This window comes from Pseudomonas sp. M5A4_2d (assembly GCF_053345295.1).
The window spans coordinates 179,244-202,433 of the sequence record NZ_JBKEZW010000010.1 but is presented as its reverse complement, the minus strand read 5'-3'; the positions used below and the strand labels follow the sequence as shown (position 1 = coordinate 202,433).

Annotated in this window: 23 protein-coding genes and 1 pseudogene; 9 read left to right on the top strand and 15 right to left on the bottom strand. The window is 60.1% G+C overall.

Annotated features, from left to right (window positions below; genetic code table 11):
* Nucleotides 1-8: 8 nt before the first annotated feature.
* The 7 genes from codA to ACLBW8_RS23000 form a co-directional block, all read right to left on the bottom strand.
* The gene (codA, locus tag ACLBW8_RS23030) at nucleotides 9-1,244 is read right to left on the bottom strand and encodes a cytosine deaminase (protein WP_064451741.1); all 1,236 of its coding nucleotides are present in this window, start codon (nucleotides 1,242-1,244) and stop codon (nucleotides 9-11) included.
* Nucleotides 1,245-1,363: 119 nt separating this feature from the next.
* The gene (gene codB / locus ACLBW8_RS23025) at nucleotides 1,364-2,632 is read right to left on the bottom strand and encodes a cytosine permease (RefSeq protein ID WP_447806388.1); all 1,269 of its coding nucleotides are present in this window, start codon (nucleotides 2,630-2,632) and stop codon (nucleotides 1,364-1,366) included.
* 157 nt (nucleotides 2,633-2,789) lie between these two features.
* Nucleotides 2,790-3,413, bottom strand: coding sequence for an NUDIX hydrolase (locus ACLBW8_RS23020; protein ID WP_064451743.1), 624 nt, complete (start codon nucleotides 3,411-3,413; stop codon nucleotides 2,790-2,792).
* 9 nt (nucleotides 3,414-3,422) lie between these two features.
* Entirely contained in the window at nucleotides 3,423-3,863 is a 441-nt protein-coding gene (locus tag ACLBW8_RS23015) for a GNAT family N-acetyltransferase (protein WP_447806387.1), read from the bottom strand.
* A gap of 25 nt (nucleotides 3,864-3,888) precedes the next feature.
* On the bottom strand, nucleotides 3,889-4,062 hold the full coding sequence (locus tag ACLBW8_RS23010; RefSeq protein WP_447806386.1) for a helix-turn-helix transcriptional regulator: 174 nt from the start codon (nucleotides 4,060-4,062) through the stop codon (nucleotides 3,889-3,891).
* 67 nt (nucleotides 4,063-4,129) lie between these two features.
* On the bottom strand, nucleotides 4,130-4,486 hold the full coding sequence (gene queD / locus ACLBW8_RS23005; RefSeq protein ID WP_003190259.1) for a 6-carboxytetrahydropterin synthase QueD: 357 nt from the start codon (nucleotides 4,484-4,486) through the stop codon (nucleotides 4,130-4,132).
* Between the two features lie 63 nt (nucleotides 4,487-4,549).
* A complete protein-coding gene (locus ACLBW8_RS23000) occupies nucleotides 4,550-4,657 on the bottom strand; it encodes an AlpA family phage regulatory protein (protein WP_447806385.1) in 108 nt (35 codons plus the stop codon).
* Nucleotides 4,658-4,746: 89 nt separating this feature from the next.
* Between ACLBW8_RS23000 and ACLBW8_RS22995 the strand changes: the two genes are divergently transcribed.
* Together ACLBW8_RS22995 and ACLBW8_RS22990 are read left to right on the top strand one after the other, a co-directional pair.
* Nucleotides 4,747-6,324 carry an SGNH/GDSL hydrolase family protein gene (locus ACLBW8_RS22995; protein ID WP_447806384.1) on the top strand — a complete coding sequence of 526 codons (1,578 nt, stop codon included), beginning with the start codon at nucleotides 4,747-4,749 and terminating at the stop codon, nucleotides 6,322-6,324.
* Between the two features lie 205 nt (nucleotides 6,325-6,529).
* Nucleotides 6,530-8,128: an SGNH/GDSL hydrolase family protein gene (locus tag ACLBW8_RS22990; RefSeq protein WP_447806383.1), complete on the top strand. Its 1,599-nt coding sequence runs from the start codon at nucleotides 6,530-6,532 to the stop codon at nucleotides 8,126-8,128.
* Between the two features lie 215 nt (nucleotides 8,129-8,343).
* Here ACLBW8_RS22990 and ACLBW8_RS22985 read toward each other — a convergent pair whose 3' ends face one another.
* Nucleotides 8,344-9,423 carry a patatin-like phospholipase family protein gene (locus ACLBW8_RS22985; RefSeq protein ID WP_447806382.1) on the bottom strand — a complete coding sequence of 360 codons (1,080 nt, stop codon included), beginning with the start codon at nucleotides 9,421-9,423 and terminating at the stop codon, nucleotides 8,344-8,346.
* Between the two features lie 260 nt (nucleotides 9,424-9,683).
* Here ACLBW8_RS22985 and ACLBW8_RS22980 point away from each other — a divergent pair, with 260 nt between their 5' ends.
* The 3 genes from ACLBW8_RS22980 to ACLBW8_RS22970 are packed head-to-tail and all read left to right on the top strand — an operon-like array spanning nucleotide 9,684 to nucleotide 11,991.
* On the top strand, nucleotides 9,684-10,007 hold the full coding sequence (locus ACLBW8_RS22980; RefSeq protein WP_447806381.1) for a PepSY domain-containing protein: 324 nt from the start codon (nucleotides 9,684-9,686) through the stop codon (nucleotides 10,005-10,007).
* Nucleotides 10,007-10,675 (top strand): response regulator transcription factor, encoded by a 669-nt coding sequence (locus tag ACLBW8_RS22975; protein WP_064451750.1) that lies wholly within the window; start codon nucleotides 10,007-10,009, stop codon nucleotides 10,673-10,675. The genes ACLBW8_RS22980 and ACLBW8_RS22975 overlap by 1 nt, the downstream gene beginning before the upstream one ends.
* Entirely contained in the window at nucleotides 10,672-11,991 is a 1,320-nt protein-coding gene (locus tag ACLBW8_RS22970) for a sensor histidine kinase (protein ID WP_064451751.1), read from the top strand. Before ACLBW8_RS22975 ends, ACLBW8_RS22970 begins: the two co-directional genes overlap by 4 nt.
* Before the next feature lie 78 nt (nucleotides 11,992-12,069).
* On the opposite strand, the gene ACLBW8_RS22965 is transcribed toward ACLBW8_RS22970, so the two are convergent.
* Together ACLBW8_RS22965 and ACLBW8_RS22960 are read right to left on the bottom strand one after the other, a co-directional pair.
* On the bottom strand, nucleotides 12,070-12,825 hold the full coding sequence (locus ACLBW8_RS22965) for a methyl-accepting chemotaxis protein (protein ID WP_407017733.1): 756 nt from the start codon (nucleotides 12,823-12,825) through the stop codon (nucleotides 12,070-12,072).
* A 102-nt stretch (nucleotides 12,826-12,927) separates the two neighbouring features.
* Nucleotides 12,928-13,074, bottom strand: a pseudogene (locus tag ACLBW8_RS22960) (HAMP domain-containing protein); the annotation flags it as partial.
* Nucleotides 13,075-14,460: 1,386 nt separating this feature from the next.
* Between ACLBW8_RS22960 and ACLBW8_RS22955 the strand changes: the two are divergent.
* Nucleotides 14,461-15,780 carry a Na+/H+ antiporter family protein gene (locus ACLBW8_RS22955; protein WP_167353725.1) on the top strand — a complete coding sequence of 440 codons (1,320 nt, stop codon included), beginning with the start codon at nucleotides 14,461-14,463 and terminating at the stop codon, nucleotides 15,778-15,780.
* Nucleotides 15,781-15,882: 102 nt separating this feature from the next.
* Entirely contained in the window at nucleotides 15,883-17,562 is a 1,680-nt protein-coding gene (locus ACLBW8_RS22950) for a methyl-accepting chemotaxis protein (protein ID WP_447806380.1), read from the top strand.
* A 55-nt stretch (nucleotides 17,563-17,617) separates the two neighbouring features.
* On the opposite strand, the gene trhP is transcribed toward ACLBW8_RS22950, so the two are convergent.
* On the bottom strand, nucleotides 17,618-18,931 hold the full coding sequence (trhP, locus tag ACLBW8_RS22945) for a prephenate-dependent tRNA uridine(34) hydroxylase TrhP (protein WP_447806379.1): 1,314 nt from the start codon (nucleotides 18,929-18,931) through the stop codon (nucleotides 17,618-17,620).
* A 357-nt stretch (nucleotides 18,932-19,288) separates the two neighbouring features.
* Between trhP and ACLBW8_RS22940 the strand changes: the two genes are divergently transcribed.
* Complete coding sequence (locus tag ACLBW8_RS22940) at nucleotides 19,289-20,356, top strand: AI-2E family transporter (protein WP_064451756.1); 1,068 nt, start codon at nucleotides 19,289-19,291, stop codon at nucleotides 20,354-20,356.
* A 19-nt stretch (nucleotides 20,357-20,375) separates the two neighbouring features.
* On the opposite strand, the gene ACLBW8_RS22935 is transcribed toward ACLBW8_RS22940, so the two are convergent.
* The 3 genes from ACLBW8_RS22935 to ACLBW8_RS22925 form a co-directional block, all read right to left on the bottom strand.
* Complete coding sequence (locus tag ACLBW8_RS22935; protein ID WP_053255422.1) at nucleotides 20,376-20,558, bottom strand: hypothetical protein; 183 nt, start codon at nucleotides 20,556-20,558, stop codon at nucleotides 20,376-20,378.
* A 91-nt stretch (nucleotides 20,559-20,649) separates the two neighbouring features.
* The gene (locus ACLBW8_RS22930; protein WP_053255423.1) at nucleotides 20,650-20,844 is read right to left on the bottom strand and encodes a hypothetical protein; all 195 of its coding nucleotides are present in this window, start codon (nucleotides 20,842-20,844) and stop codon (nucleotides 20,650-20,652) included.
* 232 nt (nucleotides 20,845-21,076) lie between these two features.
* A complete protein-coding gene (locus ACLBW8_RS22925; protein WP_053255424.1) occupies nucleotides 21,077-21,430 on the bottom strand; it encodes a hypothetical protein in 354 nt (117 codons plus the stop codon).
* Nucleotides 21,431-21,586: 156 nt separating this feature from the next.
* Here ACLBW8_RS22925 and ACLBW8_RS22920 point away from each other — a divergent pair, with 156 nt between their 5' ends.
* Nucleotides 21,587-22,408, top strand: coding sequence for a shikimate 5-dehydrogenase (locus ACLBW8_RS22920; protein WP_447806378.1), 822 nt, complete (start codon nucleotides 21,587-21,589; stop codon nucleotides 22,406-22,408).
* A gap of 116 nt (nucleotides 22,409-22,524) precedes the next feature.
* Here the strand turns inward: ACLBW8_RS22920 and ACLBW8_RS22915 are convergent, their stop codons facing one another.
* A complete protein-coding gene (locus ACLBW8_RS22915) occupies nucleotides 22,525-23,175 on the bottom strand; it encodes a YceH family protein (protein ID WP_064451758.1) in 651 nt (216 codons plus the stop codon).
* Between the last annotated feature and the right edge of the window lie 15 nt (nucleotides 23,176-23,190).

Genomic DNA, 23,190 nt, shown 5'->3' with positions numbered 1-23,190 from the left:
GGTCGGTTTTACAAGAACTCGACCTGCGCCGGTTGCCGCTTCATCAGCACCTTGCCATTACGGATCGAGTAGAGCGGCAGGCCCTGGCTGCGGATCACCTCATAGTCGCTGTCTGCCGAGAGGATCAACAGATTGGCCGGGCGCCCGGGCTCCAGACCGTACCGGTCACCCAAGGCCATGGCCTTGGCGCTGTTGTCGGTCACCAGGTCCAGGGCGCTTTGCAGGTTGCGGTAACCGAGCATGTGGCAGATGTGCAAACCGGCTTCCAGCACACGCAGGATGTTGCCATTACCCAGCGGGTACCACGGGTCGACGATGGAGTCCTGACCGAAGCAGACGTTCATGCCGGCCTCGAGCAGTTCGTTGACGCGGGTGACGCCGCGGCGTTTTGGAAAGCTGTCGAAGCGACCTTGCAGGTGGATGCTTTCGGTGGGGCAGGAGACGAAGCTGATTTTTGAGTGCCCCAACAGGCGAAACAGCTTGGCGCAATAAGCGTTGTCGTAGGAACCCATGGCCGTGGTGTGGCTGGCGGTGACGCGTGTGCCCATGTCGCGGCTGCGGGCTTCTTCGGCAAGAACCTCGAGAAAACGCGAGTGCGGGTCATCGGTTTCGTCGCAATGCACGTCTACCAGGCAGCCGGTACGTTCGGCCAGGTCCATGAGAAACTTCACCGAACTCACGCCTTGGTCGCGGGTGTATTCAAAGTGGGGGATACCACCGACCACGTCGGCGCCCAGGCGGATGGCTTCCTGCATCAGTTCGCGGCCATTGCGGTAGGATTCGATGCCCTCCTGCGGGAAGGCGACGATTTGAAGGTCGATCAGGTGCGTGCTTTCTTCGCGGACTTCCAGCATGGCTTTCAGTGCGGTGAGGTCGGGGTCGGTGACGTCGACATGGGTGCGAACATGCTGGATGCCGTGAGCGGCCAGGGCCTGGATCGTTTGCTTGGCGCGGGTCTTGGTGTCTTCCTGGGTGATGGTGGCTTTGCGCTCGCCCCAGCATTCAATGCCCTCGAACAATGTGCCACTCATATTCCAGCGCGGTTCGCCGGCGGTGAGGGTGGCATCAAGGTGGATATGCGGCTCGACGAAGGGCGGTATCACCAGGTTGCCGGCGGCGTCCAGGTCGTCTGCCCTTAAAGTTGGCGCCACGGTTTGTGGCGTGATGCTGGCGATCCGGCCGTGTTCCAGGTGCAGATCATGCAGGCCTTCACGGTTGCGCAGGCGGGCGTTGATGATATGCATGGGCAAGTTCCTCTTGGCTAATGACAATCAGGCAGACAACGCCAGATTATCCGGGCTGTTGTGATGTACGGCCTGGCGCGTCGGCCATAAGGTTACCATTCCCGAGACGCCCGCCAGACTCATCCCCGTGCATCAGCCAGCGGTGCCCGTACGCGCAGTACTGCGCTCAGCCCAATGTAGGTCAAGGACGCGGCAACAATCCCCACCAACGGTGCCACCCACGGCGAGTGGAACGCCAGCATGGTGCCCACGGCGTACGCTCCCAGCCCAGGCCAATTGAAGGCCGGCAGGCGGGTCTCGGCCAGGCGCGGATATTGGCCGCGATAACGGTAGAAGAAGTCCGCCATGATCACCCCGCCAATCGGCGGGATCACGGTGCCCAGCAGAATCAAGTAGGGCACCAGCAGGTCGTACATGCCGAGCAACGCCAGCAGGGTGCCGATTACCGCGCCGGCCAGGGTCACGGTCTTGCGCCTGCGGGTGCGCAGCAAATTGCAGCCTGCGACGGCGAAATTGTAGATGGTGTTGTCCTGGGTGCTCCAGATGTTGAGCAGCAACATGGCCATCGCCGCCATCGCGAAACCTTGGAGCAGCAAGACTTCGACCACGTCCGGCTGCTGATAGACGATGGCGCCATAGGCCCCGATCAACACCATCAAACCATTGCCGATAAAGAAGCCGATCAGGCTCGCCAGCACCGCGACTTTGGCCGAACGAGAAAACCTCGTCCAGTTGGTGGCCTGTGTCGCGCCGCTGACAAAGGTGCCGAACACCAGCGTAATCGCGGTGGACAAATCCAGCTCGCCTGTCGGCACCACCGCCAACAGGCCGTCCAGGCCGCCGACTTTGAGGGTGGCGACCCCTATCGACAGAAACAGTAAAATGCCCATGGCCGGCACCGCGATGTAGGACAGAATCTCCAGCCCGCGATAGCCCACATAGGCCGTGGCGCAGAACACCAGGCCAAACAGCACCATCAATGCCAGCACCGTGCCTTGGCCCAATTCGAAATACTTGCCCAGCACCACTGCGGCGGTGGCAGTGCCCCAGGCGTACCAGCCAATCTGAGTGAAGCCAAGGATCAAGTCACTGAGCTTGCTGCCCACCTCGCCAAAGCAGAAACGCCCCATCAGCACCGAGTTCAAGCCGCTTTTGAAGGCGATGTAACCCAGGCTTGCCGCGTAAATACCCAGCAACAGGTTACCCAGGGCCACGACACCGAGCATCTCGGTGAAACTGAATGCTACGCCCAGCTTGCCGCCGGCAAACATGGTCGCGGTAAAAAACGTAAACCCCAACAGCACCATGGCGGTAGACGCCAGGCCCTTGCGCGCATGCATCGGCACTTCGCTGAGGGGGTAATCGTTGCCCGGTTCTTGCTGCGTCATGGCCTTGCTCCCTGGATGACTGACGCAGGGCTATTGCACTGCGCGTGCCAAACCGGCAGCGCAGTGTATGTGGAGCCAAACAGGCGCGTATCGTCACATTGCATGTTCGTTGTGCCCGGTCGGGCACGAAAGCAGTGCAGCGGTGATACACATTGGATCAGTCGAACAGCGTCTGGGTGACCTCGCCGCGATGAAACGCAAAGGCTGCTTCAAGATCGCTTTCGATGGTGCGCCCACGGGACAGCGGCGGCAGGTCGTCCAAGGTAAAAAAGCCCACTTCAGTGGTCTCGAAACCGGGCATCGGCGCCAGTTGGTCCACCCGTTCGCAGAGGAAATACAGCTTGTAGAAGTCCCGCACGTCCGGGCGATAGAGGCCCTTGGCCTTGTGAGTGACGCTATACAGCGCGCGTGCCGTCACGCTTAGCCCGGCTTCCTCGCGGATTTCCTTGACGATGTTTTCCGCCGCCGATAAACCGATATCGGCATAACCACCAGGCAGCGCCCAGCAACCATCAGTCAATTCGCGCACCAGCAGAATCCGGTCGCCATCGATCACCGCACCGCGCACTTCAACCATCGGCGTTGAATAACGCTTGGCAAAATCCGACACCAGCCCGGTGATGCGTTCCAACGGCACATCCGCCAGTTGCGCCAGCATGCTGTGAGCAATCTGCGCAATTTCTTCAAGGCGCTCACGCTCGAAATCGTCGGTGCAAAAGTGCAGCCCTGTGGACGCCAGTGCCTGTAGGCGCTTGGCCTGGGCCAGCCAGATGTTTTCCATGAGGTTCTCCTAAAGGCGCTTTGTCATGTACACACGGTGCAGGCCGTGTTCCTCGATGCGATGGGTTTCCACATAGCCGCGGCGGGTGTACAACGTGATGTTTTCAGTCATCGCTACATGGGTGTAGAGGCGGATGGTTGCGTAACCCGCAGCGAGTGCCTTGTGCTCGGCAAAGTCCATCAACTGACGTCCCAATCCCAGGCCCTGGGCATCTGGGGCGACGGCCAGGTTTTCCAACAGCAGGTCGTTATCGGCGTTGAGCAAGATGATAAAACCCTGGACCTGCCCGGCGTTGTCCAGCACATGTACGTGCCCTGCCTCGACCTGCTGGCGGTAGTCCTCAAGCATTGGCCCGGGCTTGCGGCCGATCCGTTCGATGTAAGGCGAATAGGCGGCCTGGACGATGGCCTCGATGGTCGCAACATCAGCAACAGTGGCGGGGCGCAGCATTGCAGTGTGCTCCTGTCAAAATGGATCAGCCCTTCGGCGCCTCGAAGAACGCCTCGATACGGCATTCGAACACCTTGGAGATCTTGAACGCCAGAGGCAAGCTCGGATCATGGCGACCGGTTTCGATCGCATTGACGATTTGGCGCGATAAACCCAGACGCCTCCCATGAGTGGCCACACCCATTGGATGCGGGTACATGCCGCATCAAGATTGCTTCCCAGGCATAAAAAAACCACCCGCAGGTGGTTCTTCAGCACTTCATCGCTTATTCACCGCGATAGATGCAGCCACTGGTGCAGGTCTCATGGATACGAATTGCACTGAGTTCCGGCAGCAGGGGTTTGAGCTCATTCCAGATCCACTTGGCCAGCACTTCGCTGGTCGGGTTTTCCAGGCCTGGGATGTCATTGAGGTAGTTGTGGTCGAGGCGTTCATAGAGCGGCTTGAAAATCGCCTTGATCTCCGAGAAGTCGCGAATCCAGCCGGTATGGGGATCCAGGTCGCCGCTCAGGTGGATCGCCACTTTGAACGAATGCCCGTGCAGGCGCCCGCATTTATGGCCTTCCGGTACGTGGGGCAGGCGGTGGGCGGACTCGAAGGTAAACTCTTTGAAGATTTCCACGGTGTGACCTGTAGGGCTTGTGTTGCGTGGGTTTGAAGTGATTGTCAGTTTTAGATGCACTGATCAATGTACTGATAGGTCGTCGCTGGGCGCGATTAAGGCCATCCATTCGGCGCTTGCCGACTGGCGCCAGGCGACCGAGTTGGGGCCTATTCTAACCTGTTTTGGCAACGCGCTCTTCCTGGTCGCCGATAAACCCGCATAATACCAACCGTTTCAAGGCTCGCCACTGAGCGTTTTTTTTTGCCTCGGGGGCAACCATGGCCTTTACCAACAGAAACTCTGTCGAGCCGAATGGCGCGAGCGATCGTTCAGACCGTACCTGGCGTGCAAGGCTGGGTAAGACCCTGAAGCGCTGGGCAGGCATGAAAGCGGCGCAAGACGGCGCCCGGGCGCAGGAAACGTCGGCCCTTGAGTACGCGCCTGAAACCGTTGGTCTTGCACTGGCGCCGGTGGATCGCCCCGACCGCACAGAGCCGCAACCGACCGCTGCCGATTTCGAGATATTCTCCAACCTGGGCAACTTGGACCGGCTCAACGCAGCTATTTCCGAGGGCACCGTACGCATAGCTTTTGCGGGCGATTCGATTGTCGAAGGCGATCGCGACGGCCTTTATGAGCACTCGGTTGTGGCAACGGTCATGCGGGCTTTGCGCGAGCAGAACCCTGCAATCAACTTTGTAGTGGGCAACTTCAGCCTGTCAGGCCGAGGTATCGGAGCACTGGCAACCGAGACGTACGTGGGGCAGCCCTACCCGGAAAACCTCAGTACCGGATTTTATCGCCCTGACGGCGCTCCCGTGACTGACCAGTGGCCGGGAGGATCCGTCGTCGGTAAGTCGTGGATGGCGCACCTCAAGGATTTCGCCCCCGACTTTGTCATGGTCATGCACGGTGCTAACGATTTGTCCGGCTCGAGTGTCGGGAACACGACCGCACTTAAGTATGTGGTCGGGCTGATTAGCCATTTCCCCAAGGCTCCGTCTATTGGGGTATCCACCACCGCCCTGCCGGCCGTTTCAGCGGGATACCAGGAAGAGGCTCAAATCGCCGCTGATGGCGTACGCGGCGTGGCCCGGGAACTGAACCTGACGCTGGTCGATATCAACCGGGCATTCAACCTGCTGCGTTCCGGCTTTGACGTCGACAACCTCCACTACACGCGTGATGACAACTTCGCCGGATATCCAACCGGCTGGAATGTCGAGGACGGCACCACGCTGTCACTGGCAAATGCGGACGCGAGCTCAATGAGCGGCACCGGGTCGGCACTGCATCACGCGCAGTCGCTGGACATCATGATCAAGGCTACGTTTAGCTGCCCCAACTGGGTGTTTACGACCTGCGCCCTGCGTTATCGGTCGAAGGGCTCGGCTGCACACCAATACAGCGCGCACGTCTCGTCGGGCTTTCTGGCTCTTTGTTGGGGCGCAACCACCATTGGCTACAAGGCCATTGGTGAAATCGCGTCCGGCTCAAAGGTTGTGTTGCAGGTTGATGTGCGCGGAGCGCTGCACAGGGTATATGTCAACGATGTGCTGCAACTGAGTGTCCATGACTACAACTATCTGCGCCGTGGCAGTCACGGGGTGGCGATCATCGGCGGCACTGGAACCCTGACTGAATTTATCGTAGACAAAGGTAACTACTGCGCGAATGGCGTACCGCAGCTGAGTGATCTCGACCTCTACGGCGGTGATGCCTGCGCCACCCACAATCACACGCCGGAAGGGAACGGTATCAACCATCCAACCAAGCTGGCCAACAGCGTCTGCTGGGCGGGATCTTTCTCGGCGCTGACGGAGCACATCCGAGTGCAAAAAGAGTCAACGCAGTGAGCGCAGAGATTATTCGCTGGTGAAGGACGTTGAGTTCAGCGTATTAAGAAACCCGATAACAGCGTGGCTGTTACGGTGAAGAAACCTGCGCTGTTTAGTTCAACATCACTTCAGTAAAGGTTTCGGCGTTCGGTATGCACCTTTGCGACAAATTAAGTGGAATTCAGTAGAATTAAAATTCTCTATTGAATTGGCGTGTCACGACGTGTCTGCTTACCCTGTGCACTACAGAACGAAACCACTGATTTTCTTGATTGCTTTTTTCATTAGCGTCCCACTCAACCTCTTTGGTTCCGGTCAATACGTATTTGGGGCGGATCTTGCTGGCGCGGTCGCACCCACCCAAAACGACGCGACGCTAGCCGCTCCCGCGCCCGCTATTTCCGTTAGCGCTCCGAGCCTCCCGAGCAACCAGAATGCGCCGGATGATTTCTCAACGCTGTCCAACGTGGGCAATCTGGAGCGGCTTGACGCTGCTATTAAAGAAGGCGCAGTTAAAATCGCCGTCGTCGGCGACTCTATTTCCCAGGGTGATGTTGACGGGCTTTACGAAAACTCCGTCGTGGCCACCTTGATGCGATTGGCCCGCGAGCAGAATCCCGACATTGCTTTCACCTTTGGTAATTTCAGCCTGGCTGGACGCGGGATGGGGATGTACTCAAACCGTAATTACATAGGGGAGGCGGGCGCTGTCGAAAATCCGATGACGGGTTTCTACAGGGAGCCGGGAAGGGAGGTCACGCGTCAATGGCCCGGCGGCTCCGTTGTGGGAAAGAGCTGGGCTGACCACGTTAAGGACTTTGCTCCTGACCTCGTGATTTATATGTTTGGTGCCAATGATCTTACGGGAAGCAGTAGTGTAAACGCCGACTATTATTTCAAGTCACTTGATTATCAGAATACCTGGTCAAAAGTCCCTTCTACTGCTATTGCGCCTGCCGCGTTACCGTCCGTTGCTTTTGGGCATCAAGAGCAGGTTCAAGTCGCGGCTGACGCAGCGCGGGATGTTGCGAAAGTTCGAAATCTGACCGTCCTGGATATTAACCGACTGTTCAATCTTCACCGCGCAGGCGTCGATGTGGATAAGCTTAGTTTTATTCGCGACGATAACCTTGCGAGCTACCCCACCGGCTGGAGTCCGGAAACAGGCACTACATTCGCGGTATCCGGTTCGCCTGAGCAATACACCCTGAAGGGGCGTGGCGCTGCGATGTTCAACAGGGCGTGCCAGGATGTCAGTTTGTCGGCTACTTTCACGATGCCCAGTTGGTCTGGACAAATAGGCGGTATTCGCTATCGGTCTATGGGCTCAGGCCTGAGTCAGTACACGGCGCAAGTGACAGCCAACCAGGTTCTGCTTTACTGGGGCGGCACCGTGATTGGTCGGTCAGCGGTTTACGCACCCATACCGGATGGAACTTCGGTCAGCGTGAAAGTGACGGTTCGCGGGGCGAAGCACGAGGTGTATTTGAATGGCGTTAACGTTATTTCCGTGTATGACTTCAACAACCTGCGCTTTGGTAAAGTCGGCTTGGTGGTGTCAGGCGCAGAGGGCACCATTTCCAATTGGATAGCGAATTTGGGTGTTCCCGAGGCTCACGGTGCTCCCGATTTAAGTGACATTGAAATATATGGATTAGGGGATTTCAGTACCAACCCCGGCAGCGTGGGTGGAAACACCATCAACCACCCTACCAAACTCGCTAATGCGGTTATTTGGGGCGGTGCGTTGAATCCTCTGCTGCAGCATATCCGGTCGCAGCCAAGGGGCGGCGTGCCAGCCTCGACTCAAGCCAGTCACTGACGCTCGACGCTTGGCAATGTGGGTCGGCGCGCATTCAGTGCGCCGACCCATCCGCTTTGGGGCGTGATACGCGTCTGCCTGACGTCTGAATAGCGCGTGAAGCTCGAACGCTGGCAATCTTACATTTTGCGGCGAAATTTTAAGGGTGGGGCGATGCAACAACAGGCTGAACGCGCGGCGAGGATACCGCTCACGGTCAGGAGATCGCTGTTGCGTTAAAGGGCCTGCAAGTGCTCGCCCAATTTGCCGTTGTCCGCCCACTCAAGAAACTCATCCCCCAACCGTTGGCTCTCGCTCATCGCGGTTTGCCAGTATTTGTTGCGGCTCGGGTCATCGCCCATGAAGCGCTTGAAATCACTGCGGTCCGGCAATTTGCCGTAGGGCAGGCGGGCCAGGTAGTCCTTGGACGGCGCCAGCAGCAATACATCCTGCAAACCCTGTTGATTGCTGCGTCGCCATGGCAGGCCCTTGTCGAACCAGCCGGGGATGATCCGGTCGGTAAAGTGCGGGTACAGCACGATGTCATCGCCGTGGTAGGGCAGGTCGAGGTGGTAGTCCAGCAGGCCGCCGTCACGGTACGTGCCGGCGCCTGCGCCAGGCAGGTCGCGCACGCCTTGCATCACCATGGGGATTGAGCCGGAGGCGAGCAGTGCCTGGCGCAGGTTGCCCAGTTCCAGGTTAAGGAAGCGCGACGGGAAATCCTTAAGCGGATGCACCGGCGGCGCCTGGCGCGGGTCGTGAATGATCAGCCGCTCGAAATGCCGCGACAGCCGCGCGCGGCCCCGCAGGTTGTCGGCAATCACCGACGACAGGCCCAGGCCCAACCGCCCACGGTGGTCATCGGCGAGCAGGCCGTGGCTTTTGACCACCATGATGTTCAGGCGGTAGTCGGGGTTGTCCAGCACCCGAGCATCGCGGCCGGCCAGCAGATCATCGAGCATGCGCTGGCAGCTGTGGCTGACCTCGGCCATGGTCACACCTTTGGCAAAACGCTGTTCGTTGTACAGGCGGCCGAGGTCGAGCAGGCCTTGCACCGGGTCGGGCAGGCACGCGCTGGCAAACCGCCAGGAGCCGATGGACGCGCCGATGAGTGCGCGTTCGCGCGGCGCGCGTGGCAGCCAATCGCCGAACAGCGCCAGGTCCAGGCCCTGAATGCCCAGGGCTTTGGGGCCACCGGCCGCGCCGGGGAGGATACCGACGTCTGCCGGCGCGAGGCCTTGTTCGCGAATGCGCGTATAGGCGCGTTTGCCGGCCTTGAGGGTCAGGGCGGGAAACTTGATGTGGATGGCTGTCATACCGGTCTCTTTTGACGCGAATGAGCCAGTATAGAAAATCTGGCACGATGAGGTAAAAGCGCTTGGCTCAAATTGCCATGGTGGCAATTCAGTTTCAGTTAAGTTGCCAGGGTTAACGTGGGTCGCGTAGGACATTCATCCAGAAACGCAGGCTTACGTGAAAACCCTCACGGGTCGGTTCGCCCCCCGTATCATTGTCCCCATCGCCTATTTGGCCCAAGCCCCTAACCGGGCCGCCCTCAGGAACATCAGGACACGCAATGAAGGTAAATCTAAGCGCAGGCAGGCTGGTGGTGCTGGTATTGATACTGACCAGCTCAAGCCTGTCGGCCCATGACCTTGGTCAGGACGAAGCCTTGCGCCTGCGCCAGAAGGGCGTGATCGCCCCGCTGGAGCACTTGCTGGGCCCGGCGTTCGCGCGCTACCCGGGCGCCAAACTGCTGGATGCCGAGCTTGAAGAGCACAAGGAGCGGCCGGTGCGCTATATCTATGAAATCGAGCTGTTGACCGTCGAAGGCGTGGTGCGTGAAATCGAGCTCGACGCCAGCACCGGTGAGTTGCTCAAAGATAAGGAAGACGACTGATGCGCCTGCTTCTGGTGGAAGACAATGTGCCGCTGGCCGATGAACTGGTGGCGGGCCTGCAGCGCCAGGGTTACGCCGTCGACTGGCTGGCGGATGGGCGCGACGCCGCCTATCAAGGCCGCAGCGAACCGTATGACTTGATCATCCTCGACCTTGGCTTGCCAGGGCTGCCGGGGCTGGAGGTGCTGGCGCAGTGGCGCGCAGCCGCCCTGGCCACCCCAGTGCTGGTGCTGACCGCACGCGATTCATGGGCTGAGCGTATCGAAGGACTCAAGGCCGGCGCCGACGACTACCTGAGCAAACCCTTTCACCCCGAAGAACTGCACTTGCGCATCCAGGCCCTGTTGCGCCGCTCCCATGGCCAAGCCAACCAGCCTACGTTGCAAGCGGCCGGCTTGCACTTGGATGAAGGGCGCCAGTGTGTGCTGCGTGAGGGTGACGAAATCCAACTGACGGCCGCCGAATTCCGCCTGCTGCGCTACTTCATGCTGCACCCGGAACAGATTCTGTCGAAAAGCCACTTGGCTGAGCACTTGTATGACGGTGAGACCGAGCGTGACTCCAATGTATTGGAGGTGCACGTCAACCACCTGCGCCGCAAACTGGGGCGCAGCGTGATCGAAACCCGGCGCGGCCAGGGTTACCGGTTTGGCGCCGCCCCGGCATGAGGTCGATTCAGCGGCGCCTGAGCCTGGGGCTGATCAGCGTGATGGTGGTGGTGGGCGTGGTGCTCGCGCAGACCAGTTTGTGGCTGTTCGAGGCCGGTTTGCAGCGTTATCTGGACGCTGGGTTGCGCAACGACAGCGAGAACTTGCTGGTGGCGCTGGTGCGCGGGCCGAATGGTGTGCAACTGGATGAGCAACGCCTGTCACCGGCTTATCAGCGACCGTTTTCCGGGCACTATTTCCGCATTGATTTTGCCGACGCGCACTGGCGTTCACGCTCGCTCTGGGACCAGGAACTGCCACGCCTGCCCGAGGCCGGGCTCAAGGGTAACCTGCAATTGGGGCCGGAAGGCCAGCAACTGCTGGTGTTGCGTTCGGACTACAAGCGCTTCGGCCAGTCGATTTCCATCAGCGTGGCCCAGGACTACACGCCTGTGCGGGAAAGCTTCCGCCTGATGCGCCAGATTGGTCTGGTGCTGGGGCTGGCGGCGCTGTTACTGGTGTTGATCCTGCAACGGGTCACCGTGCGTCGCGCCTTGCGGCCGCTGGAAACCGCCCGCGAGCAGATCGCCCAACTGCAACAGGGCCAGCGTTCGCAACTTGATACTCAAGTGCCGCTGGAGCTCGAGCCGCTGGTGGCGCAGATCAACCACCTGTTGGCCCACACCGAAGACAGCCTCAAGCGTTCGCGCAATGCCTTGGGCAACCTCGGCCATGCGCTGAAAACCCCGTTGGCGGTGTTGTTGAGTGCGGCGTCGAGCGAGGTGCTCAAAGACCACCCGCACCTGAGCAAGTTGCTGCGCGACCAGCTTGAGCAGGTGCAACAACGCCTCAATCGCGAACTCAACCGTGCCCGTCTTGCCGGTGAAACGCTGCCGGGGACCTTGTTTGATTGCGAAAAGGAACTGCCCGGCCTGCTGGCCACGTTGAACATGATTCACGGCGAACACCTGGATTTGAGCTACCGCGTTGTGCCCGGCCTGCAACTGCCCTGGGACCGCGAAGATCTGCTGGAGTTGTTGGGCAACCTGCTGGACAACGCCTGTAAATGGGCGGACGCCGAAATACGCTTGAGTATCAGCGAAACCGCGCACAGCTATCTACTGGCGGTCGAAGACGACGGCCCGGGCATTCCACAGGCCCAGCGCGACCAGGTGTTCAGCCGTGGCACCCGCCTGGATGAACAGGTCGACGGCCATGGCCTGGGCCTTGGGATCGTGCGGGATATCGTCGAGGTGTGGGGCGGGGTGTTGCAATTGCAGGAGAGTGAGCAGGGTGGGCTCAAAGTGCTGGTCGAGTTGCCCAAACGCCAAAGCTGACACAATGCAGGTCAACCTGTGGGAGGGGGCGTTCTCCCACAGGGGCCCTTCATCGGGCCCAGGGTTTGTGCCATTCGCTTATACGCGGAACTGATCCATCAGCCCCTGCTGCTGATTCGCCAGGCTGTTCAACGCCTGGCTCACCCGTGCCGATTCATTCGCTTGTTCCGACAGCGACTCGGTCACATCTCGAATCGTCGCGACATTGCTGTTGATCTCTTCGGCCACCGCGCTTTGCTCTTCGGCGGCGCTGGCGATTTGCAGGTTCATGTCGCTGATCACCGTGACGGCATCGCCGATCTGGCGCAGGGCGGTGACCGCCTGGCCGACCTGCTCGACACTGCCCTGAGCCTGGCGATAGCTGTTGCCCATGGAACTGACCACCTCGGTGGTGCCGCTTTGCAGATGCTCGATCACCAGGCGGGTTTCTTCCACCGACTCCTGGGTGCGTCGCGCCAGGTTGCGGACCTCGTCGGCGACCACGGCAAAGCCACGGCCGGCCTCACCGGCGCGCGCGGCTTCAATGGCGGCGTTGAGCGCCAGCAGGTTGGTCTGCTCGGCAATGCCGCGAATCACTTCCAGCACCGAACCGATTTTCTCGCTATTGGCTGCCAGGCCTTCGACCTGGGCCATGGCCGTACTCATGTCCGCCGCCAGGTTGCCGATGTTGGTGGTGGTGCGGTCGATAACGGTCAACCCTTCACGGGTGGCCTGGTCGGCGTCGCGCGCAGCTTGTGCCGCTTGGGCGGCACTGCGGGCCACGTCCTGGGCGGTGGCACTCATTTCATGGGAGGCGGTAGCCACCTGATCGACCTGGCGGTATTGCTGCTCCATGCCGGCGCTGGTTTCGCTGGCAATCGCGGCGGACTGGTCGGCGGTGCCACGGGCGTCCTGCACCGAGCGTTTCACCTGAGCAATAATCGGTTGCAGCTTGTCGAGGAAGCGGTTGAACCAGCCGGCCAGTTGCCCCAGCTCATCCTTCTTGTCATAGGCCAGGCGGCGGGTCAGGTCGCCTTCGCCGCTGGCGATGTCTTCCAGCATGCGTGCCACGCCGAGGATCGGTCGGGTCACGCTGCGAGCCATCAGCCACACCAGGATCAAGCCAATCACCGCAGCCAGCAGGCCCAGGCTCAGTTCCAGCAAAGTGCCACGGGCGTTATCGGCGTCCAGCTGCGTCTTGAGTGTTTCGGCCGGGCCCACCAGGACTTTTTCCGGCACATCCAGCAACACGCCCCACGGTTTGCCGCCGGGAATCGGTGTGAAGGGTGCCAGCACCTTGAGTTGGTGGTCGGCGCGCAGGCTGCGGGTCTGCGTGCTGCTGGCCAGGGCGTTGATCAATTGCGCACCGCTGGCAGGGTCGACCTTGTCCAGGCGCTGGCTGAGTTTGCTGGCGTCCGGGCTGTAGCCGGCGAGCAAACCGGTGGGGCTGAGGATGCTGACTTGGGTCTGGCCGTCATACAGCTTCTGGCTGGCCTGTTGGCTAACGGCCTGCAGGCTGTTGAGGTTGATGTCCGCCGACAGCGAGGCGATGACTTTACCATTGACCATCAGCGGGAAGACGATGCTGGTCATCAGCACGTTTTGCCCGTCGATCATATAAAAGTAGGGTTCGATGACGCAGGGTTTCAGGGTGGTGCGCGGGCAGGTGAACCAGGCGTTGGCTTTCTCGCCGCTGGGGCCTGTGCTGGTGTCGGACATGTCGCTTTCGGGCAGTGCCATGGAGGTCAGTTTGCCGGGTGTCGGCTGCGACCAGTAGAGAGCGAATCGGCCCTTGTCGTTGCTGCCCAGTTCCGCCTGGTTGGCGAACAACTCATCCTTGCCGTCCAGCGCATTGGCTTCGAACACCAGCGACAAACCGAGTAAATCCGGGTTGGCCTGCAGCGCGGCCTTGACCTGGCGGGTCAGGTCTTCGCGCGTGTCGAAGGCGTCGAGAAAGCGTTTTTCAGCCTGTTCGCGCAAAAACAGCACCTGGCGTGAAAAACCATGGCCGTACTGGAAGGCATCCATGAATTGCTGGCGAATCCCCAGCGCCTGTCCTTCACCTTGCGCTTCGATGCGGGCCTGGGCGGACTCGTCGAGCATCTGCATGCTGGAGGCTTTGACCTGTTGCGAGCTCTGCTCCATGCGATACAGCGACAGACCCACCAGCAGGGTCACGATTCCCAGCAGGCACAGGCCGGCGAGCAGGGTGATTTTCCATTGTATGGAGAGCTGTCTGATGGACATCGAGGAGCATCCTTAACCTGAAAACACAGAGAGTCAGGCTATCGGCCGCTTTTTCGGTTTCTTTATTGTTTAAACGTTCAATTGAAAGCTGAAAAGCGACGCCGTTTTTTGACATGCGCGCCCGGCTGCTGCAAAGTGCGCGCCCTCTAATAAGACCTCTTAAAGCCTGCACGCTGGCGCCAACCAATGGCCGCCCGGGCGCGGGTATGCCTGTTTTTATGTTTCTGTCTTGAGGTAACCATGATTAACGCAGTCATCGCCGCGGTCGGCACCATGCTGGTGCTCAGCTTATCCCGCGTGCATGTGGTCATCGCCATCATTGTCGGCGCCCTGGTGGGTGGCTTGACCGGTGGCCTGGGCATCGAGGCCACGCTCAAGGCATTCAACGGTGGTTTGGGCGGCGGCGCGACCGTGGCGCTGTCCTACGCTTTGCTCGGCGCTTTCGCCGTGGCGATTGCCAAATCCGGCTTGGCTCATGCCCTGGCGGACAAGGCGCTGCTGTTGGTCGATCGTCAGGAAGCTACCGGCGGCAGCCACGTCAAATGGCTGTTGATCGGCCTGTTGTGGGTGGTAGCGATTGCTTCGCAGAACATCTTGCCGATCCACATCGCGTTTATCCCGCTGCTGGTGCCGCCACTGTTATACGTGCTGACCAAGCTGCAACTGGATCGCCGCCTGATCGCTTGCGTGATGACCTTCGGCCTGATCACGCCTTATATGTTCCTGCCGGTGGGTTTCGGCAACATCTTCCTCAACCAGATCCTGCTGGCCAACGTGGCCAAGAGCGGTGTGGATATCAGCCAGGTCAACGTCACCCACGCCATGGGCCTGCCTGCGTTAGGCATGGTGGTCGGCCTGCTGGTGGCGGTGTTTGTCAGCTATCGCAAAAAGCGTGTGTACGACCTGGAAAAAATCGAGCGGGTCGAGCAAGTGGCGGTGCAGTACAACCCGCTGACCTTGCTGGTGGCCGGGCTGGCGATTGCTTCGGCGTTCATCATTCAACTGTGGCTGGACTCGATGATTATCGGCGCCCTGGCCGGCTTCCTGATCTTCTCGGTGTCGGGCATTGTGCGCTGGCGTGAAACCGACGACCTGTTTACCGAAGGCATGAAAATGATGGCGATGATCGGCTTCATCATGATCGCCTCTTCGGGGTTTGCCGAAGTGCTCAAGGCCACCGGTGACGTGCGTTCGCTGGTGGAAGCATCGGCGGCATTCATCGGCCATAGCCGTGGGGTGGGCGCGTTGCTGATGCTGCTGGTGGGGTTGCTGGTGACCATGGGCATCGGTTCGTCGTTTTCCACGGTGCCGATTCTTGCCGCGATTTTCGTACCGTTGTGCGTGCAACTAGGCTTCAGCCCGCTGGCCATCGTGTGCATTGTCGGCACGGCCGGTGCGCTGGGTGACGCCGGTTCGCCTGCATCGGACTCGACTCTCGGCCCTACCTCCGGCCTGAACATCGACGGCCAGCACCACCATATCTGGGACACGGTGGTGCCGACGTTCCTGCACTACAACATCCCTTTATTGGCATTTGGCTGGCTGGCTGCCATGACCCTCTGATAACCCACAAATGGAGGCGCTGGCCACGCATACCTGGGGCCTACAGATATTTCTCGGTTGGCCGTTAACCTCTCAAGTCGCCACGAATAAGAGAGAAAAGCCATGCGTCTGAGCTTGAAGGCCAAAGTCCTGTCCCTCGCTGTAGTGCCGGTGTTGTTGTTTGCCGTGGTCATCAGCCTGACCACCGTGTGGATTCTGCAGGGCCAGGCGCGCAATGAGGTGGATGAAACCCGCCAGCGCCTGCTCAACGACGCCAAGACCACGCTGAAAAGTTATGTGGAAGTGGCCATGACCACCATCAAGCCGCTCTACGATGCCGCCTCACCGGGCGACACCGCCGCTCGGGCTGAGGTGGTCAAATTGCTGTCCAACACCACCTACGGCAAGGACGGCTACTTCTTCGGCTACGACTCCGAGACCATTCGCCTGTTCAAGGGCAACAGCCCGGACGGCGTCGGCAAGAGCTTCAAGGACAACCGCGACCCCAACGGGGTCTACGTCAACCGCGACCTGGTCAAGGTCGGCAAAGACGGCACCCACTACCTGCAATACAGCTCGACCCAGCCGGGGCAGACCGAATTGGTGCCCAAGCTGGGTTACACCGAGTACCTGCCGAAGTGGGACATGGTGATTGGTACGTCGGTCAACCTCGACGGCATTGAAGGCCAGGTGGCGGTGGTCGAGGCCAAGGTCGAGAAACGCATGGAAGGCGTGCTGCTGAGCATTCTCGGCGTGGCCGTGGTGGTGCTGTTGGTGATTGCCGCCGTGGGTATGGTGACGGCCAATACCATCCTGCGCCCGCTGAACCTGATGAAAGCCAACCTCGACGATATCGCGGCGGGCGAGGGCGACTTGACCCGCCGCCTGGCCATTACCAGCCAGGACGAACTGGGCGATCTGGCCGGCGCATTCAACCGCTTTGTCGACAAGATCCACGGCCTGGTGCGCCAGATCACCGAGATGACTGCGCAACTCACCGGCCTGGTGAGCCAGGTGTCGGACCAGGCTCAGCGTTCCGAGCAGGCCATGGAGCGCCAGCGTCACGAAACCGATCAGGTCGCTACCGCGATCAACCAGATGTCCTCCGCTGCGCAAGAAGTCGCGCGCAGTGCGCAGGGTGCTTCCGTGGCGGCGCAGCAAACCGATGTGGAAGGCCAGGCTGCCAAGCGTGTGGTGGACGGCAGCATCGCGCAGATCCATGCACTGGTGAACGATATCCGCAGCAGCGGCGTGTCCCTCGACAGCCTGCAACAGGACGTGTCGTCGATTGTCAGCGTGCTTGGCGTGATCCGCTCGATTGCCGAGCAGACCAACCTGCTGGCGCTCAACGCCGCCATCGAAGCCGCGCGGGCCGGCGAGGCCGGGCGTGGTTTTGCCGTGGTCGCCGACGAGGTCCGCGCCCTGGCCAGTCGCACCCAGACCAGCACCCAGGAAATCCAGGGCATGATCGACCGCCTGCAAAAAGGCACCGAAGCTGCGGTGGAGTCGATGCGCCGCTCCAGCGATGCGGGCGACGGTACCTCAGCCCGCGCCAACGAAGCCGGCGCGTCGCTGGACACCATGGCCCAATTGATCGGCACGATTAATTCCATGAACGCGCAGATTGCCAGCGCGGCGGAAGAACAGACCGCCGTGGCCGAAGAGATCAACCGCAGCGTGCATCAGATCGCCGTGGCGGTGGACAGCGTGGCCGATGAAACCCAACTGGGCGCCCAGACCTCTCGTAGCCTGGCAGACCTCGGCCAGCGGTTGGGGCAGCTTGTCGGTCAGTTCAGGATCTAACCAGACCTGGCTTGGAGGCTGGGTTGTTTGGCGTTAAAACCAAGCCGGCGCCCTGTCAGATATCCCGCATCAGCAAGCCAAATTGCAGGTCTATCTGCGCCGGCAGCGGTACATAAACGGTGTGCCCATCACCCGGCGCCACCTCGATGGCTTCGCCCTGGGCGTTGTGCAGCGTGGCCAGGTCAAAGTGAAAGTTACCGGCGGGGGTCATCAGTTCCAGGTGATGACCCACGGCAAAGCGGTTCTTCACCTTGACCTCGGCCAACTCGCCCCGGCGTTCGCCGGTCAATTCGCCGACAAACTGCTGACGTTCCGATACCGAGCTGCCGTTCTGGTAGTTCTGGTATTCGTCATGCACATGACGGCGCAAAAAGCCTTCGGTGTAGCCGCGTTGGGCCAGGGACTCCAGATCGGTCATCAGGTTACGGTCAAAGGCTCGGCCGGCCACCGCATCATCAATGGCTTTGCGATACACCTGGGTGGTGCGCGCGCAGTAGAAGTGGGATTTGGTACGGCCTTCGATCTTCAGCGAATGCACGCCCATGTGGGCCAGGCGTTCCACATGCTGCACCGCGCGCAGGTCCTTGGCGTTCATGATGTAGGTGCCGTGCTCATCCTCGAACGCGGGCATCTGTTCATCGGGGCGGTGGGTTTCTTGTAGCAGAAACACCTGATCGGTCGGCGTACCAATACCCAGCGTAGGCTGAAACGCCTGGACGATATCGCCGGTGGCGTTTTCCATCGCCGGCACCGCCTGGTATTTCCAACGGCAGGCATTGGTGCAGGTGCCTTGATTGGCGTCGCGTTTGTTCATATACCCGGAAAGCAGGCAGCGGCCGGAATAGGCCATGCACAAGGCGCCGTGCACAAACACTTCCAGCTCCATGGCCGGCACGTGCTGGCGGATTTCGCCGATCTCTTCCAGTGACAGCTCCCGCGACAGAATCACCCGGCAGATGCCTTGCTGCTGCCAGAACTCCACACTGGCCCAATTCACCGTATTGGCTTGCACCGACAAGTGAACGGGCATCAAGGGGAAGTGGCGTCGCACCAGCATGATCAGCCCCGGGTCGGACATGATCAGCGCATCCGGGCCCATGGCGATTACGGGGGCCAGGTCTTTGAGGAAGGTCTTCAGCTTGGCGTTGTGCGGCGCAATGTTCACCACCACGTAGAAGCGTTTGCCCCGCGCGTGGGCTTCGTGGATGCCGAGTGCCAGGTTGGCGTGGTCGAACTCATTGTTGCGTACTCGCAGGCTGTAGCGCGGCTGGCCGGCGTAGACCGCATCGGCGCCGTAGGCGAAGGCATAGCGCATGTTTTTCAGGGTGCCGGCGGGGGCGAGCAGCTCGGGGGCGATCACAGGGGGCATAGGCTCAAGTCGCAAAAGGGCGCGAGGGTAAAGGAGCCGGCAGCGGGCTTTATTGATCCAGATCGTCCTTTTGCTGACTTTGTATCGCCAGCGGGTTCGCGACACACGCGCGACACCTCAAGGGCTTCCAGGCCGTGTGTAAAGACCTCGGCGCAGCGCTACGAAAAGGATGGCCTGGCGGTCATCGGCGTACACACCACGCAATACGCGCTCTGTTGAGTGAGGCGCGGTCGGATACTTCAAGCCATCGAGCGATGCGGTCTATGCTCGTTCTATAAACAAGGGCACTCCCAGGTTTCGCAGCGGACTAAGCAACAGGGCTTACGAAGGCCCTTTGCTATCTGACATGGACCGGACATGAACCAAACGAACCTGCAATTCAAAACCCTGCTGTTGTTGCTGGCCCTGGTCACCATCGCCTTTATCTGGATATTGCTGCCGTTCTACGGCGCGGTGTTCTGGGCGGTGATCCTCGGCATTATCTTTGCCCCTATGCAGCGTCGCCTGCAGCTGCGGTTTGGCTGGAACCGCAACCTGACATCCCTGGCCACCCTGACGGTGTGCCTGATCATTGCGATTCTGCCGGTGATCATTACCAGCGTGCTGCTGGTGCAAGAGGGCGCGACGCTCTATAAAAATATCGAGAGCGGAAAACTGGATGTAGCGGGGTATATCGAGCAGTTCAAAAACGTGCTGCCGCCTTACTTCCAGCACCTGCTTGACCGCTTTGGCATGGGCAACCTGGAAGGTCTGCGAGAAAAAATCGTCAAGAGTGCAATGCAGGGCAGCCAGTTCTTTGCGACCCAGGCATTCAGCTTCGGCCAGGGGACGTTTGATTTCCTGGTGAGCTTTTTCATCATGCTGTATCTGCTGTTTTTCCTGCTGCGCGACGGCCCAGAACTGGTGCGCAAGGTACGCACGGCAGTGCCGCTGGCCGAGCCGCAAAAGCGTCGGTTGCAGCTCAAGTTCAACCGGGTGGTGCGCGCGACGGTCAAGGGCAACGTGCTAGTGGCCGTGACCCAAGGTGCGCTGGGTGGTTTGATTTTCTGGTTTCTCGACATTCCCAGTGCGTTGCTCTGGGCGGTGCTGATGGCGTTTCTTTCGCTGTTGCCGGCGGTCGGCGCAGGAATTGTATGGGCGCCGGTGGCTGCCTACTTCCTGTTGAGCGGTTCGATCTGGCAGGGCGTGGTGCTGGGACTGTTCGGCGTTTTCGTGATTGGGTTGGTGGACAATGTGCTGCGCCCGATCCTGGTGGGTAAGGATACCAAGATGCCGGATTACCTGATCCTGATCTCGACCTTGGGCGGCCTGTCTGTGTTTGGCCTTAACGGGTTTGTGATCGGTCCGCTGGTAGCGGCGCTGTTTATGTCCAGTTGGGCGCTGTTCGTGGAAAGCAAACCACGGGTCAAGCTGCCGTTGCCCTAGACGTTACAGAGCGTGAGGCTCATGCGTGGAGTCTGAAGTTCGACGCTTGCTGCAGCTGTTTTTCGGCAGCGGACAACGAGGTGAGCGGGCCGCTGATGGGCTCGCCATCGCGCACCAGATACCAACAGGCCAGCAACCCGTGCTCACGAAGAGGGGCGGGGACTGCGCTGCCGATGACGGACATGATCTGAACAGTGGGCATAGGTACCTCCAATTGCTATGGAGGTCACCATACTGGCTGTTTGCCCGTAGGAAAAATCACCTGGCTCGATAGTCGACATTAACGCCAGGCGTCAATCCACCACTTGATCGAGCATGGAAACCACTTCCTGTTCACTGAGCAGGCCTTTACGCACCAGGTTTTCCGCCAGCAGCGACAGGAATTTTGCGCTGCGGTGGCCCTCAAGGTGCTTGAGTTCGGTCAGTGCGCTGTAGACCTTGCTGGACGTACACAGGCCAGCGGTTCGATGCGGGTTTTGCGTGGGCATGGTCAGTCGTCCTTGTTGTTATTGGGTGGACAGTGTCGATAGTGGGAGTGTTTCGTGACACAAACATGACAGCGCGAGGCGCGTTCGAGCAAGGGGTCATTGGCCATAATCATGTGCGATTACGCGTCGACCATTGTCCTCAGAGCGACCTTGGCAGGATGAATCCGGACTTTTCAGGCAAAAAAAGGCCCCGCGTGTAGGCGAGGCCTGTACCTGTCATCTCAATTGCGTGTTACCAGCCGCGACCATAATAGCCGTGGGGAGGGCCGTAATAGCCGCGCGGTGGGCCGTAATAGACCGGCGCCGGGCGGTAGTAAACCTGTTGTTGCACATACACCGGTGGTGGCGGTGCGTAGTAGACCGGCGGCGGCGCGGCGTAAACCGGTTGCGGCTGGACATACACCGGTTGCTGCACGTAGACCGGCTGGGATTGGCTGGCAACCACGGAGCCCACTACGGCTGCGCCGACCAAAGCACCCAATACGGCCGGGCCACCCCAACCACCACCGTGGGCGGAGGCTTGGCCTGCCATAGCGAGTGCGCCGATAAGCAAGGCGATTTTGGGGATTTTACGAATCATGGTCATTCCTCGGTTAGCCCCTGCGCTTGTGGTCTGCAATCAATAGACTCAAGGATTGTCGCGGGGATACTTTTAAGACAACGTATTTCTGAAAAACAGCACGGCCGATAGGTAAAGGTTGTGTAAGGTCTGTACCGAATTGCTTACTCAAAGGAGTTACCCATGCAGATGCACCCCAACAAGGACACCCAGCTGTGTATGTCATTGTCGGCGCGCCCTGGGAATTTTGGCTTGCGTTTCCATAACCATCTGTACGAACAGTTGGGTTTGAATTTTTATTATAAAGCGTTCAGCAGCCAGGATTTGCCCGGCGCGATCGGTGGTATTCGGGCGCTGGGCATCCGTGGTTGCGGTGTGTCCATGCCGTTCAAGGAAGCCAGTATCGCCTTGGTCGACGAGCTGGATGAGTCGGTCAAGGCCATCGCTTCCCTCAACACCATCGTCAACACCAACGGCCATCTCAAGGCCTATAACACTGACTACATTGCTATCGAACAGCTGCTGAAAAAACACGCAGTGCCAAAAGACGCGACCTTTGCCCTGCGTGGCAGCGGCGGCATGGCCAAGGCCGTGGCCAGTGCCTTGCGCGACGGTGGTTATGCCAACGGCGTGATTGTGGCGCGTAATGAGGCGGCAGGCCGGGCGTTGGCACAAGGTCTGGGGTATGAGTGGCAAGCGCAATTGGGTGAGTTGCGCCCGCAGATGTTGGTCAACGTGACGCCGATTGGCATGACCGGCGGGGCGGAGGCCGACCAGTTAGCCTTTGAGGCTGGCGCAGTGGATGCCGCGGACACCGTCTTTGATGTGGTGGCGATCCCCGCCGAAACGCCACTGATTGTGCGCGGGCGTGCCCAGGGCAAGCGGGTGATTACCGGGCTGGAAGTGATCGCGATCCAGGCGTTGGAGCAGTTTGTGCTGTACACCGGCGTGCGGCCGACGCAGGCGCAGTTTGAAAAAGCCGTGGCGTTTGCCCGCCGAGCCTAGAGAACACTGAAGAACCCATGTGGGCGCTGGCTTGCCTGCGATAGCATCACCCCGGTGTACCTGATGTACCGAGGTATCTGCATCGCAGGCAAGCCAGCTCCCACCTGTTGACCGTGTTAAGCCTGTTCCAGCTGCGAAAGGCGCTCTTCCAGCGCTGCAATCCGGGCTTCAAGTTCTTCGATACGATCCGAAGAGACGGCACCGGCCGACCGCTCCACCGGATTACCCCGCGCCGACAGAATCACTTCAATATCCGCCGGATCGCCCAGCGCATGGGTATAACGATCTTCCCGTTGCCCCGCCTGACGCGGCACCAACAGCGCCAGCCCGCGCGCAATTAAACGCTCCAGCTGGTGTACAACCTGCTCGGCATCTTCAAAATCATGCATGCGTCCGCTGCGGGTCAGCAGTTCATTGACCGTCTGCGGCCCGCGCAGAAACAGCAGCCCGATCAGTATCACCTGGGCTGGCACCAGCTCCAGTGCCTTGTCCACACGATGCTCCCAGCGGTCGGCCCGGCTGCCCATGACCAGGCGCGTAAAGCCTTGGCCTTCCAGCGCGCGCAGGCTTTGCCCGACTTGGCCTTGGCTGAGGTTCGTCACCGGCTCGCGGCTGGTTTTCTGGTTGCAGGCCAGCACCAATGCATTAAGGGTCAGGGGGTAGGTTTCCGGGTTGGTCGCCTGTTTTTCGATCAGGCAGCCCAGGATGCGAATTTCCGTGCTGTTCAGGCGCGGTTCTGGGGTGTCGGTGGCGTGCTCGGCGGTCATCGCGCTTTCCCTATG

Excerpts from the sequence above, each read along its gene's own strand:
- codA (WP_064451741.1), bottom strand. The coding sequence starts at position 1,244 with ATGCATATCATCAACGCCCGCCTGCGCAACCGTGAAGGCCTGCATGAT.
- codB (WP_447806388.1), bottom strand. The coding sequence starts at position 2,632 with ATGACGCAGCAAGAACCGGGCAACGATTACCCCCTCAGCGAAGTGCCG.
- ACLBW8_RS23020 (WP_064451743.1), bottom strand. The coding sequence starts at position 3,413 with ATGGAAAACATCTGGCTGGCCCAGGCCAAGCGCCTACAGGCACTGGCG.
- ACLBW8_RS23015 (WP_447806387.1), bottom strand. The coding sequence starts at position 3,863 with ATGCTGCGCCCCGCCACTGTTGCTGATGTTGCGACCATCGAGGCCATC.
- ACLBW8_RS23010 (WP_447806386.1), bottom strand. The coding sequence starts at position 4,062 with ATGTACCCGCATCCAATGGGTGTGGCCACTCATGGGAGGCGTCTGGGT.
- ACLBW8_RS22995 (WP_447806384.1), top strand. The coding sequence starts at position 4,747 with ATGGCCTTTACCAACAGAAACTCTGTCGAGCCGAATGGCGCGAGCGAT.
- ACLBW8_RS22985 (WP_447806382.1), bottom strand. The coding sequence starts at position 9,423 with ATGACAGCCATCCACATCAAGTTTCCCGCCCTGACCCTCAAGGCCGGC.
- ACLBW8_RS22980 (WP_447806381.1), top strand. The coding sequence starts at position 9,684 with ATGAAGGTAAATCTAAGCGCAGGCAGGCTGGTGGTGCTGGTATTGATA.
- ACLBW8_RS22975 (WP_064451750.1), top strand. The coding sequence starts at position 10,007 with ATGCGCCTGCTTCTGGTGGAAGACAATGTGCCGCTGGCCGATGAACTG.
- ACLBW8_RS22970 (WP_064451751.1), top strand. The coding sequence starts at position 10,672 with ATGAGGTCGATTCAGCGGCGCCTGAGCCTGGGGCTGATCAGCGTGATG.
- ACLBW8_RS22965 (WP_407017733.1), bottom strand. The coding sequence starts at position 12,825 with ATGGAGCAGCAATACCGCCAGGTCGATCAGGTGGCTACCGCCTCCCAT.
- ACLBW8_RS22950 (WP_447806380.1), top strand. The coding sequence starts at position 15,883 with ATGCGTCTGAGCTTGAAGGCCAAAGTCCTGTCCCTCGCTGTAGTGCCG.
- trhP (WP_447806379.1), bottom strand. The coding sequence starts at position 18,931 with ATGCCCCCTGTGATCGCCCCCGAGCTGCTCGCCCCCGCCGGCACCCTG.
- ACLBW8_RS22940 (WP_064451756.1), top strand. The coding sequence starts at position 19,289 with ATGAACCAAACGAACCTGCAATTCAAAACCCTGCTGTTGTTGCTGGCC.
- ACLBW8_RS22935 (WP_053255422.1), bottom strand. The coding sequence starts at position 20,558 with ATGCCCACTGTTCAGATCATGTCCGTCATCGGCAGCGCAGTCCCCGCC.
- ACLBW8_RS22930 (WP_053255423.1), bottom strand. The coding sequence starts at position 20,844 with ATGCCCACGCAAAACCCGCATCGAACCGCTGGCCTGTGTACGTCCAGC.
- ACLBW8_RS22925 (WP_053255424.1), bottom strand. The coding sequence starts at position 21,430 with ATGACCATGATTCGTAAAATCCCCAAAATCGCCTTGCTTATCGGCGCA.
- ACLBW8_RS22920 (WP_447806378.1), top strand. The coding sequence starts at position 21,587 with ATGCAGATGCACCCCAACAAGGACACCCAGCTGTGTATGTCATTGTCG.
- ACLBW8_RS22915 (WP_064451758.1), bottom strand. The coding sequence starts at position 23,175 with ATGACCGCCGAGCACGCCACCGACACCCCAGAACCGCGCCTGAACAGC.